We start from the raw sequence: 11,450 nt of genomic DNA on the forward strand, positions 1-11,450 counted from the left end.
TTTATAGCCGAATAAACAGGAGATAATATGCCGTTACCTGACTCTCCATGGCAGCTGATAGCACTGCTTTTTTTTCTTTCTCTGCTGCCGCTTGCTATTGTCATGGGAACCTCATTTCTGAAACTGGCAGTGGTGTTTTCTATTTTACGCAATGCGCTGGGTATTCAGCAGGTGCCGCCCAATATGGCACTTTATGGTCTGGCGCTGGTGCTCTCGCTCTTTATCATGGCCCCGACAGCCCTGGAGGTAAAAGCCGGGTGGCATCCTGAGAAGGAAGACGCGACCGTACCTTGGTTACAGGGCTGGGACAGCCGGGCGCTTGACCCTTACCGCCGGTTCCTGCAAAAAAACGCCGATGAAAAAGAGATGCATTATTTTCGTCATCTGATAGCCGGAACCTGGCCGGAAGAGGCACGGCGCCGTATTAAACCGGATTCACTTCTGATCCTGCTGCCTGCCTTTACCGTCAGCCAGTTGTCGCAGGCGTTTCGTATTGGTCTGCTTATCTACCTCCCGTTTCTGGCCATCGATCTGCTGGTATCCAACATTCTGCTGGCGATGGGAATGATGATGGTGTCCCCGATGACTATCTCTCTGCCGTTCAAGTTATTAATTTTTCTGTTGGCCGGCGGCTGGGATTTGATTCTTTCTCAGCTGGTGCAGAGTTTCAGATGACGGATGCCGGCATAACCCACCTCGTCACAGAGCTGCTGTGGCTGGTACTCATGACGTCATTACCGGTGGTGCTGGTCGCGGCAGTGGTCGGCGTGACGGTGAGTCTCCTTCAGGCACTGACCCAGATTCAGGATCAAACGCTGCAGTTTATGATAAAGCTGCTCGCCGTGGTGTTAGTTATTATGGCGACTTATCATTGGATAGGCGGACAGCTTCTCGCCTATACCCGTCAGGTGTTTTTGCAGATAGGAGTGCACGGGTGATGATCTCTCTCAGTGACGGACTGGTCACCTTAACGCTGATGTTAATGAGACCGCTTGGACTGACACTGCTTTTTCCGCTGCTGCAGACCGGTAATCTCGGCTCGGCGCTGATTCGCAATGGCGTGCTTCTGGCGCTGATGCTGCCGGTACTGCCCGTTTTTTATACCCAGCCGGTTACTTACCGGGGATGGGACTGGCTGAGTGAGATCCCGGGAGAGCTGATCATCGGTCTGATGCTGGGATTCTTCGCAGCAATTCCTTTCTGGGCCGTGGATATGGCAGGATTTCTGATTGACACGTTACGCGGTGCTACCATGGCAACCGTGTTCAACCCGGCGCTGTCGGTACAAACATCCATTTTTGGTCTGTTGTTCAGCCAGTTCCTGTGTGTGCTTTTCTTTATTACCGGTGGATTCAGTCAGCTTCTGACTGCGTTGTATGACTCATACCACTATTTACCTCCCGGCAGGACACTGCGTTTCAACGGACCATTTTTACACTTTCTGCTGGCGCAGTGGAGTGTGTTGTACCAGCTGTGCCTGAATTTTTCTCTGCCGGCCGTGTTCTGCATGGTGCTGGCGGATTTGGCGCTCGGATTGCTCAACCGATCCGCACAGCAGCTTAACGTATTCTTTTTATCCATGCCGGTGAAAAGTGTGCTGGCGCTCCTGCTATTGCTGCTCTCATTGTCATACGCCTTCCGCCACTATGCACTGGAGAGTGAATCCCTTTACCGGCATGTGAGTCAGTGGTTAGCCGGTCATGAGTGAAAAAACCGAGAAGCCTACCGCAAAAAAGAAGCGTGACAGCCGTCTGAAGGGACAGGTTATCAAAAGTCCGGAAATAATTTCCGGCATTCAGTTGCTGACGATACTGGCTTTTTTTCATTTTTTTGCCGATGAGGTTATACAGCGGATTGCCGGTCTGATACTGCTGGCTTCACGACTCATCAATCAGCCATTTGACTATGCCTTCGGACAGCTGATACAGGCATTACTGCATTCAGGAGGTGCTTTTTTTGCGCTGTTCGGCGGCATGCTGGCGGCGGCAACCATAGCGGGTTTGGTTGCACAGGTCGGCTTTCTGCTTGCCACAAAGGCGATAGGTTTCAAAAGCGATAAAATTAATCCGGTGAATAATTTTAAACAAATTTTTTCCGTACACAGTCTGATGGAATTGTTTAAATCCTGTCTGAAAGTCATTTTGCTATGTTCCGTTTTCATCTTTCTTTTCCACTCTTTTTTGCCGACATTTCAGGCGCTGCCATATTGTGACGCAGGCTGTGCCATCCCGCTTTTCACTGTTATGATCCGCTGGATATGGTATGCCTTGCTGATGTTTTACGTGGTATTGGGCGTTATTGATTATGCCTTTCAGGCACACAACGTGATGAAAAAACAGCGAATGAGTAAGGAGGATATCAAACAGGAGGCTAAAAATACGGAAGGCGACCCGCAGGTGAAAAAACGGCTGCGTGAAGTACAACATGAAATACAAAGCGGCAGCTTAGCGCAGAATATTAAGCGATCCGCCGTTGTTATCCGCAATCCCACGCACATTGCTGTTTGTCTGGGTTATGACCCTGCAGAGACACCGATTCCAACGGTTCTTGAAAAAGGAACAGATGCGCGGGCTGAACATATTGTTGCTTTTGCCACCAGACAGTCTGTTCCTGTGGTGGAGAATATTGCGCTGGCACGGCAGCTGTTTTTCAGTGTTAACACGGGTGATGTGATCCCTGAATCGCTGTTCGAACCCGTTGCCGCGTTGCTGCGCATGGTACTGGAACTTGATTATGATGCTGATGTGTGACCGGCGCAGACAGAGATATTAATCCGGGTAAGCCGCGTCACACAATGAATTCAGCTAATTAAAGTTATTGATGATGAAATTTCCCAATATCGCGGCAAAACACTGATGGACTTCCTGAGTGGGATGAAGCATATCATTATAAATATATCCGGGAGCAATGTTTATAACCGGATCGCGTTCGCCGGGAATATGAATGTAGCCATGCTCATTAAACGGATGTGTGGTGTCATAACCCACTTCGTCCGCTGTTTTTCTGATCGTCTCAAATGCTGAATATGTGTCAAAGTACGAAATTTTTTGTTCTGGATAGCGCTTCTGTAATTCCTCCGTCTTCTCTTTCAAAAGCACATTGTGAGCTATTGTAATATCGTTCATTAACACCGTGTTATGGTGCTGGCCGGCATAAGGTGTGCCGGATAAATCAGGAAGGCCCGGCACAAGAACATTGCCGACGTTACGTTTAAGGAGCTTTTCGAGTTGGTCTGCCTGCTGTTCAACCACGTTTATTACGTCACTTTTGTGTAAAGTCAAATAGTCGTTCGCACCCAGCATACAAATCGCGAGATCGTTGTCAGAAGGCGGGTATAATTTTATTTGCTTATCCAGGTTTGACACAAAATCGCCGATGATATTAAAACAGGAATAGCGGGCAGAGGTGCTCCCTCCTTCCGCATAATTGATTACTTTTTTATTTAAAAATGAAGGTGATGACAGGAACTCATTCCAGACAAACCCGTTGGTAAACCGGCCTTCATAATATTGATGGCGGGAAGGTAACAGGTGATGCGATTTTTTCAGCATCCGGCCATCGGAATCAGAAAGACTGTCGCCAAAAATAATTATTTTGTTTATTTTCTCTAAAGCGTTCTCTTTTACGCACGGATATAATCTGTTTATTTCGGTGGCGAGTCTGAAGGGGGCCTTATCATTTATTAATGGCGGACATATTGATTGCGCGGAGATATTCTTCAGGTGCTCTGCTGTCAGGGAATTAACGTTCACACTCATCCGGGCCTGCCCGTCCCTGAAGTGAGATAGTGTCACATCACATGTCATGTATTCCCATTCGTCCCTGAACGGATCATAGACGGGGAGGCTGACATCAGACCATACTGAAGTGATATCGTCCCCTCTCAGCGTATGGCTTACCGGGGACTCCCCGGGCAACGAGGTGCGGGATATTAATTGCGCTGTTAACACATCAGATACGCCTGATGCATCAAGAATACTCAGCGCGGTAATATTATCTGTCACATGAATGGTTCCCCCGGCGTTGCGGATACCTATAACGACATTATTGGTCAGCGCAGAGAGGAACCCCTGATTGCAGACCGATGCGATATGATAAATATCGGTCTTATCAAGACAATATTCCTCATCCATATACTGAAAAGATAATGAACCTGCGTTACTTTCAGTAAAGTACGCGCCCTGTTTTTCTTTGCGATCAGCTAAAGCCTTCGAGAGGAGAGACAAACTGTCTCCGGTCAGATGATAAGATTTCCCGCTGTGTTCAGCGCAGTAGTCTACTGTTGTTCTGTTGTTGAACCCCCGCCGGTGATCTTTCAGGAATTGTTCGGTTTCTTCTTCTGGTGATGCTTTTTGATAAGAGATGAGATCAGGGGAAATAAACGCATCAGCCTGAATAGTCAGAGGATGTGAATTCAGGCAGGCTGTAATGAGAATATGATAAGGAATACAGACATCGGTTCTGTGCGGAGAACGCAATACCGCTGTCTTTTTAGCGGGACAGACCGACAGGACTATTCCGTCCGTCAGAACGATGATCTCCTCACTGCCATCCGTCATTGCCCGGTACAGGGGGACTGCCAGTTCTTTGGCAAGGGATTCTGAATGTTGTGAGGAAGTGGGGCGAAGCCCTGTAAACGAGAGAATTAAATCGATTAACCGGGCAACAGGAGACATCTGTTCACGTCTGTTGGATTCAATGAAATCAGATACAGGCTTAAAAGCAGACGGCATAATTTCCATGGCATCATTTTTCCATAGTGAGGGTTTTGACAGGTTATGTTGCGTCAGTGATGGCAAATCAGCAGACGTCGTCCGGTGACCGCCGGGGCGGTCACCATCATATTTACAACAAAGCGTAAAGTGTTTCCGCTATTCAATAAAACCCAGTTTAAACTGTGACTTACCAGTCAGTGATTCCAGATCCGGGCTTTCCGGATAAGCGGCAAGCAGGGGTAAAAAAACGGCACCGCCAATAATACGCCGGCTGTTGGCCTTTGCCGGTCGCAGTCCCCATATATTCTGGTATGTCATCGGTACTGTCTGTCCGTTAATGACCGTGTTACCGATGTACAGCATGATATGTCCGGGAATATAGACAAGCGTGGTAAAGGGTTTGCCATGCTCCGTAAGATAACGAAGACGGGTGGCGGTATTCTCCCGGCTGAGGTCGACAATTCGTGTGGCCGACTGTATCTGTGCCGCAGAGTTTCTGGGAAGAAATATACCAAAAGGCATTATGAGGCTGCGTATTTCGGCAGAGCAGTCATTATAAAAATTATAATTTCCCCATCCGTAGGGTCTGCCGCTCATCGACTTCATCAGCACAGCCATATTAGCGGGTATCATTTTCCATGGCATGGCAACAAACTCACCTTCCTTTACACTGACCTGGTGAATTTGTGCGCGGCCATCACTTTTACGCACCGGCACAATAACGTCAAAAAAGCCGGGCCGTCCATTCCTGAATGGCAGAAGGGTTCCGGGACGTGCAGTAAAATAATATTGTCCTCCCCCATGAACGGAAACCGGTTCTTTAATAAACGCCCCCAGGTTGTCAGTAGCCAGAGTCAGCCATTCAGTGACAAACTGCTGATCCGCCTCTGCAATATCTTCGCTGTGTACCCACCCGGTCACAGTGGGGGATAATACGTATTTCCAGCGGCTGTCGCGGCTGGCTGCCAGTACGTATACAGGGGTGCCGGGACGGACAGAGGACATCTGTAAATTGTCAAAAGGGTAGCCTTGTCCGGCCTGACGGGGGTCACCATAAGCCGGGTCGTTTGTCGGAAGAACCCTAACCAGCGTTTCCCTGACAGCAATCCCCCTTGCTGACGGGGTATAAACCCGGTTAATGCTGGTCGTCATGTTATCTCTTATCTGTTGTTTCCAGGCGGCGGGGTGGACTCTGAAGTTTCCGCCCCGGGAAACACTTCGCTCACCCAGGTACATCCTGATGTTGGCATCACGACTAACATCCGCCCCTTTGCGCAGAACTGATGCGATATAAGATGGATTCCAGGGCGACTTTTCGCCCGCACCCATACCAAAATAACGGGATTTCAGGTCAGAAAAGTGGCGCTGCTGTGCCGCGGCTGCCATGACAGGAACGTGCATATCCGGGCCGGGAGGGAACCATTTATCGGCGGATTGCGGGTAATTGCTCAGCGGGAACAGTGATTTGGTTGGATCAATATAGTCTGCCGGTACATGACCGGCCGTTGTCACTTTATTTGACACCTGTCTGAGCGGGGCAGAGTGGCATGCCGATAACAGCAGGGGAACAACCAGACAGAGGGGCTTTATGCTTGCGGGGATCCGGACTCTTTTCATTGCGTATCTCCTGTCATGGCGGACGACTCAGCCCGCAAAACAACGATGCCCGGTTTCGCGCGCATGTATTCCGCGAACGGAGAGTCCACCACTTTGTTGTTTTCGGCCAGCGAGGAGGCATTTCTGAACCATACCTTGCCATCGTGACGAACTACGATACCCACATGCGAAACGTCCAGACCGTCCAGCGCAGAGTAGACGCCGACATAATCGCCGGTTTTCAGATTATCCAGCACCTGCCGGCTGATGGCTTTTCCCGGAATATAATGTATTTTACGGGGATGAATGCCCAGACCCGGGATGTACTCACTTCCATCCGGTTTGCGGTTAAGTTGTTTGTCTGCAACGGCATAGTCAGGGCTGATATCCGGTGTGACATCCCGGGCGTTGTACGGCTTTGTGGCGGACCAGTCAGAGAAGAAGTGCCGGCGGCTGAGATAGCTAACATTCCCTCCGGTGTAACGAACCGCCGCAAGATTGCGCAGAAATGATGCCTGGTCATGGCTGCGGGTCAGGGCTTCGGTGTAATCTATAAACGTAAAACAGTCCACACCGTTAAAATTCGCGACAAGCGATTCGGGCGTGCCAGGTCCGCCGATAAGCGTATTAGCCTGGTAAGGCGTACCGGGAAAGGCGGATGACACCCGGCTTATCACCTCCCCGTGATCTTCACCGGAAAACGGTAAAACATCAGTGTGAATAATCCGGCTGACTTTTCCCGCTGTAAGACTGTCCATGATGGTCTGATATTTTTCTGTACCGGGTGCGGCACTGGCCGTCATCAGATGCGCCAACATCAATGACACTGTCAATGCTTGTACGTTCATAACACATTCCCTTAAAGTTAATAAATTTTTAAGGTATATGATTGTAATTGATGAAGAAAAACGCTATCAGCTGATCACCTGATTCAACAATCAGGAGCCGGATGGAAAATAACGTGAAGGCATGATGTGACCTGACTTTCTGTCTTCCCTGATGGACTCCGTCTTCATATATTATGGTTTGAGAAGTGCTTTATATTCAGTCACTCTCTTTTTATGCGCTGAGACGGATAATTCTTTTCCGTTTATAACAGATTTATTGTTATCAAACCTGCTAAGGATAGTTTCATTTTTTTTGTTAATAATAGTATCAACCGCCTTCGGGTTAGTATTTAAGTATTCATCAAGACGTTTTTTACCCTGAATGCCAATATGGAAGACCCGCTTCCTTTAAAGTTTGATGGTTCAAATAATATCAGAGATATTTTCTCATTTGTTTTTTTACAATCAATGATACCAAAATGTATTCCATCTTCACCCATGTTAACAATGAATCGGAAAGATTTAACTCTGCGGCCTATTATTTTTTTTTATTTCCTCAGAAAGGTACTGTGGCGATTCAACAAAATTAAGGTTCATTTCAGGATATTTATCGTTCGCCTGTATTACCAGTGCCGGCATGATCTCCATATCTTTCATTGAATAACTGTTATTGTACCATGAATTATCCGCTATATCATTTTCCAACTGTATTATTATATTTTTGAGTTTTTCATCACTGATGAAAGAACAGGCATGCTCGTTTGATAAACTCACGGGGGAATTTATTGGTGATATTGATCTAATCATTTATTTTACCTTCATTCAGTGAAATAATAGCGATCGGGTCACAGATCACATACACGTATTTTCATCCCCCGGCATTGAATGAACCGGGGGCTGAAAAATTTTTCCCTGTTGTTATCCTTTGGTGTATACATTGAATTGGTATGGTTCTGCACCGATAAGCGCCCGGTGCTGATTTGGTGAAGAGTTCATGAAAATCATTTTACGAATAGCATCAGCACGATTCACAAACATATCCAGCATATTATACAAACTATCCTCGTTATTATCACACGCTTTTCTTAATACATACATGATTACATCTTCTTCTTCAGAAAGACACAATACGCCGAACCCAAACCGATGTTCGTTCATATTGATTGCCAGCATTTTCTTATAGTGAGAACTTGAGCATTTTATATCACGGGAATAACAAATTTTTGCGTGAAAATACCATTTTCCCTCCAGTAACCGTACAATAAAATGATGGCCATCGATAATCAGTAAAAACTGCTGTTGAATATCGGGAATAATGTTAACACCTAATTTTTCTGCCAAAAAAGCTATTTGTTTTTCTGTGTAATATTCCATATTTAATTATTCCTTCAATTTATTATTAGTATCAGAAGTCGGGGTATCAATTACAATCATAAAATTTAACACCATCAACACCATCAACACCATCAACATCATCAACATCATCAACATCATCAGTCATGCTGTATGCTTTGGCAATTCGATGTCTATTTATAGCTGCTTCTATGGCAGTCTTGAAATCTATTTCAGGTGGTTTATTATTCTCAGTTTTCTTCCTCAGTTCAACTTGTTCACTCGGTAATGCTGTTGGATTTATTGGTGGAAGTTGTTTATTTTTCGATGCGGCGATGTCGATATTTGGTGGTGGTGGTGGTGGTGGTGGTGGTGTGGCATCAGTATGTACATGCGGCAACGGAGGCGGTGCCATATTTTTCGGCACGGTGGCATGTACTTGCGGTAATGAAGGCTGTTGTGGTGGTACTATATTTTCCGATGCGGCAGCGTTGATATGTGCTTGTGGCAGTATCTCATTAAACTTATAAAAAAGATCTGCATACACATTATGACGATATTGATCATGCTTACCTGTATAGATTAATTGAGCTTTAATCATGGCCGCTCCTTCAGATATCTGTTCAAAGTCTTCTGTTGTGAAATTAGGATCTAACTCGCCATAAATGTTAATCTCATTTTTTTCATATTTTTCTTCGGCTGTATTGAATCCGGAAATATTTTTACCGGCTACTGTATCCATAAATTTGTATGATGATGCTGGCATAGCGGTAACAAAGTCGACAAGTGCAGTCTTCAAAGCAGATTTAAAATCGTCGCAGAATGATTTTCTGTTAATGGTATTTACCATTAATTCATCAACGCGGTTAGTGAGGTCGGAAAGTAAAGCTAAGTCGAAATGATTTAATTGAGACATACAAAAATCAGCAAAGCCATCTTTTTTGATTAAAAGTGAGATTGTTTTATCTTTTTCAAGACATTTTTTGTAATTAATACCATTTATTTTAATTTTATCCAGGATATTAATTACATCTGTGACCACTAATTTTTTTTTGCCTTTAATATGTGAATTAACAATATCCTGGGATCTTTCCTCATAAATGTCATTTATTGCTTTACAGAAAGATGTAACTGCCTGAGCTTCCCTGTGTTGCAGCTTTTTATACATTGCATTAATACAACAAATAGATCCTAAGCGGGTGCTATTCAACATAATAATAAAACGCTCGCATAATGAACGCCCTGCAGTTAAACGTGATTCTCTTCCGTTACTGCTTAATGTTACTATATCGTCTTGATTACTTTTTTTTGCAATTTCAACAAAGTGGTCATAATTCATAGAACCTGTAGCAGTTACTGACGTTGTCATAATATAGCTCCTTTGTTTTTTTATCCAAGAAGAATGTAAAAGCTCATGTAAATATATATATAAAACTATCGCTATATTTAATAGGGCAATAACCTTATTTTAGTTTTCTGTAGCAATCGTATTAACTTCGCTAAGAAAATATGACCATCAATAGGGTGATAACCTGATGCAAAAAAAGGTGTTTTAAGGGCATAATTTATTTCCCTTATGTAACTTACTACCTGGAGACTATTTATGTTAGCATCTACTTCAAACTCTAATTCTGTAAACGCAACCTCGGTTTCACTGCAGGAAAATCATTGCCCGGTAATTTCCGGGAAAATTGATCTTCTGAAGGAAAAATTAAATGTAATAGAACCGAACAAAACAACTCATGAAATAAGATATTTCACAGATTTCATTGAAAAAAATGAAACCAAAATGAGGGATGTCACGGCAATCAGTGACAAATTGTTGACTGCACTAAGCGTGGTAAATTCGATAAAGGATAATATCGCAATGGGTGAGGATAATAAGGCGAATTTAAGCCAGCTTAATAACTTGACACGTGAAATGGAGGACATGTTAAAGCCGGATGAACGTAAAAATATGGGTGAGCGCATCAGCGCTGAATTTAGAAGAAGTTCAGGAAAGGCAGTTGCCGAAGCAAATAGAGTCGCCAATAAAGCAGAAAAGGAAATGAAAAGAATATTTAGGAGGTTCTGATATTTTTTATAATTAACGTATATTCCGGACGATTTCCTCTGACACAAAGTGGTGATGCCCTGTTACCGGCTATACGTTAGTTTTTTCCCGGTTTCATACAAATTCCAATCCGTTACATTCAATGGTGGTCACTATGGATATCCATCTTACCAGCAGATTCCGGTATCATTGCGCCATAACCGAAAATGATATTTCTGCATGTATAACAGCCAACCATGAGAAAGAGGTGACCAGCCTGCGGGGAAAAATCGCAGACTGGTTCCTTGGCACACAAAAAGAGGCTGCGAAGCTCGCTTTGTTTCGTCTGGCTCGTGCGGACACAGCGGCACAACAACTGGCCTTATTTGCTGAACTGAAGCAGTACGTATCAGCTGCATGGCAGAATTTATTAACCTGGCAATTCGATGACAATCATGGTTCCTGTTTCAAAATAGGGGATAGTGAAATCAGGTGTCACGATACGACTCAGGAAATCGTCCCGGAAAACCGCAGTACTGTTAATCCCGGCGATGCATGCCATCTGCTTTTGTCGATGAAGTACGCCGGGAATGATATTGTCTCTGAGTTTCATCATTTCTCTGTCGGATCTGAGCCTGACAGAACGGCTGATTCAGTACTCAGCAGCGAAAATGAGTTTCTGAAGCAAAATCCCGCGTTGCTCGGAGCACTAAAACTGATTGGTTTAAACCAAGATGATAGTCAGGATGATTTTCCGCGGGCTGTTTATCAGCATGTCAAAAAATGGATCTATCAAATAACAAGAGATGACGATAAATCTGCCCGGGCTGCCGGGAATGCACGGAATTTGTCGATTCTGGCCCGCCTTAAATCCGAAGCCTGAAAAACGGTAATAAATATCCCCCGGCCAGGCCGGGGGTTTTCTGTGTACAATAAAAAAGGCGCAAT

13 protein-coding genes are annotated in these 11,450 nt (G+C 45.0%); 6 read left to right on the top strand and 7 right to left on the bottom strand.

What is annotated here, in order from left to right:
* Nucleotides 1-27: 27 nt before the first annotated feature.
* From sctR to N7387_RS06040, 4 genes are read left to right on the top strand one after another with little or no spacing between them, the layout of a single operon-like run.
* Nucleotides 28-675 carry a type III secretion system export apparatus subunit SctR gene (gene sctR, locus N7387_RS06025; protein ID WP_279797690.1) on the top strand — a complete coding sequence of 216 codons (648 nt, stop codon included), beginning with the start codon at nt 28-30 and terminating at the stop codon, nt 673-675.
* Entirely contained in the window at nt 672-938 is a 267-nt protein-coding gene (locus N7387_RS06030) for an EscS/YscS/HrcS family type III secretion system export apparatus protein (RefSeq protein WP_262860290.1), read from the top strand. The genes sctR and N7387_RS06030 overlap by 4 nt, the downstream gene beginning before the upstream one ends.
* A complete protein-coding gene (locus N7387_RS06035; RefSeq protein WP_262860289.1) occupies nt 935-1,708 on the top strand; it encodes an EscT/YscT/HrcT family type III secretion system export apparatus protein in 774 nt (257 codons plus the stop codon). Before N7387_RS06030 ends, N7387_RS06035 begins: the two co-directional genes overlap by 4 nt.
* On the top strand, nt 1,701-2,750 hold the full coding sequence (locus N7387_RS06040; RefSeq protein WP_279797696.1) for an EscU/YscU/HrcU family type III secretion system export apparatus switch protein: 1,050 nt from the start codon (nt 1,701-1,703) through the stop codon (nt 2,748-2,750). The genes N7387_RS06035 and N7387_RS06040 overlap by 8 nt, the downstream gene beginning before the upstream one ends.
* A 54-nt stretch (nt 2,751-2,804) precedes the next feature.
* Here N7387_RS06040 and N7387_RS06045 read toward each other — a convergent pair whose 3' ends face one another.
* The 7 genes from N7387_RS06045 to N7387_RS06075 form a co-directional block, all read right to left on the bottom strand.
* Nucleotides 2,805-4,742 carry an SGNH/GDSL hydrolase family protein gene (locus N7387_RS06045; RefSeq protein WP_279797698.1) on the bottom strand — a complete coding sequence of 646 codons (1,938 nt, stop codon included), beginning with the start codon at nt 4,740-4,742 and terminating at the stop codon, nt 2,805-2,807.
* Nucleotides 4,743-4,871: 129 nt separating this feature from the next.
* Nucleotides 4,872-6,332 (bottom strand): SH3 domain-containing protein, encoded by a 1,461-nt coding sequence (locus N7387_RS06050; RefSeq protein WP_279797700.1) that lies wholly within the window; start codon nt 6,330-6,332, stop codon nt 4,872-4,874.
* A complete protein-coding gene (locus N7387_RS06055; RefSeq protein ID WP_279797702.1) occupies nt 6,329-7,159 on the bottom strand; it encodes a DUF1460 domain-containing protein in 831 nt (276 codons plus the stop codon). Before N7387_RS06055 ends, N7387_RS06050 begins: the two co-directional genes overlap by 4 nt.
* A 329-nt stretch (nt 7,160-7,488) precedes the next feature.
* Nucleotides 7,489-7,638, bottom strand: coding sequence for a YopJ family acetyltransferase (locus N7387_RS06060; RefSeq protein WP_279797705.1), 150 nt, complete (start codon nt 7,636-7,638; stop codon nt 7,489-7,491).
* 22 nt (nt 7,639-7,660) lie between these two features.
* On the bottom strand, nt 7,661-7,945 hold the full coding sequence (locus tag N7387_RS06065; protein ID WP_279797707.1) for a YopJ family acetyltransferase: 285 nt from the start codon (nt 7,943-7,945) through the stop codon (nt 7,661-7,663).
* 111 nt (nt 7,946-8,056) lie between these two features.
* On the bottom strand, nt 8,057-8,512 hold the full coding sequence (locus tag N7387_RS06070; protein ID WP_279797710.1) for a CesT family type III secretion system chaperone: 456 nt from the start codon (nt 8,510-8,512) through the stop codon (nt 8,057-8,059).
* 46 nt (nt 8,513-8,558) lie between these two features.
* Nucleotides 8,559-9,839 carry a hypothetical protein gene (locus tag N7387_RS06075; RefSeq protein WP_279797712.1) on the bottom strand — a complete coding sequence of 427 codons (1,281 nt, stop codon included), beginning with the start codon at nt 9,837-9,839 and terminating at the stop codon, nt 8,559-8,561.
* A 234-nt stretch (nt 9,840-10,073) separates the two neighbouring features.
* Between N7387_RS06075 and N7387_RS06080 the strand changes: the two genes are divergently transcribed.
* Nucleotides 10,074-10,544 (top strand): hypothetical protein, encoded by a 471-nt coding sequence (locus N7387_RS06080; RefSeq protein WP_279797714.1) that lies wholly within the window; start codon nt 10,074-10,076, stop codon nt 10,542-10,544.
* Nucleotides 10,545-10,677: 133 nt separating this feature from the next.
* Nucleotides 10,678-11,385 (top strand): hypothetical protein, encoded by a 708-nt coding sequence (locus N7387_RS06085; RefSeq protein WP_279797716.1) that lies wholly within the window; start codon nt 10,678-10,680, stop codon nt 11,383-11,385.
* Nucleotides 11,386-11,450: the final 65 nt, after the last annotated feature.

It is taken from the genome of Morganella sp. GD04133, assembly GCF_029835375.1.
Lineage (GTDB): Bacteria > Pseudomonadota > Gammaproteobacteria > Enterobacterales > Enterobacteriaceae > Morganella > Morganella morganii_B.

What these genes read in the sequence shown, in the direction of transcription:
- N7387_RS06075 (WP_279797712.1), bottom strand. Translation starts at nt 9,839, where the DNA reads ATGACAACGTCAGTAACTGCTACAGGTTCTATGAATTATGACCACTTT.
- N7387_RS06030 (WP_262860290.1), top strand. Translation starts at nt 672, where the DNA reads ATGACGGATGCCGGCATAACCCACCTCGTCACAGAGCTGCTGTGGCTG.
- sctR (WP_279797690.1), top strand. Translation starts at nt 28, where the DNA reads ATGCCGTTACCTGACTCTCCATGGCAGCTGATAGCACTGCTTTTTTTT.
- N7387_RS06050 (WP_279797700.1), bottom strand. Translation starts at nt 6,332, where the DNA reads ATGAAAAGAGTCCGGATCCCCGCAAGCATAAAGCCCCTCTGTCTGGTT.
- N7387_RS06060 (WP_279797705.1), bottom strand. Translation starts at nt 7,638, where the DNA reads ATGGGTGAAGATGGAATACATTTTGGTATCATTGATTGTAAAAAAACA.
- N7387_RS06040 (WP_279797696.1), top strand. Translation starts at nt 1,701, where the DNA reads ATGAGTGAAAAAACCGAGAAGCCTACCGCAAAAAAGAAGCGTGACAGC.
- N7387_RS06080 (WP_279797714.1), top strand. Translation starts at nt 10,074, where the DNA reads ATGTTAGCATCTACTTCAAACTCTAATTCTGTAAACGCAACCTCGGTT.
- N7387_RS06065 (WP_279797707.1), bottom strand. Translation starts at nt 7,945, where the DNA reads ATGATTAGATCAATATCACCAATAAATTCCCCCGTGAGTTTATCAAAC.
- N7387_RS06070 (WP_279797710.1), bottom strand. Translation starts at nt 8,512, where the DNA reads ATGGAATATTACACAGAAAAACAAATAGCTTTTTTGGCAGAAAAATTA.
- N7387_RS06085 (WP_279797716.1), top strand. Translation starts at nt 10,678, where the DNA reads ATGGATATCCATCTTACCAGCAGATTCCGGTATCATTGCGCCATAACC.
- N7387_RS06045 (WP_279797698.1), bottom strand. Translation starts at nt 4,742, where the DNA reads ATGGAAATTATGCCGTCTGCTTTTAAGCCTGTATCTGATTTCATTGAA.
- N7387_RS06055 (WP_279797702.1), bottom strand. Translation starts at nt 7,159, where the DNA reads ATGAACGTACAAGCATTGACAGTGTCATTGATGTTGGCGCATCTGATG.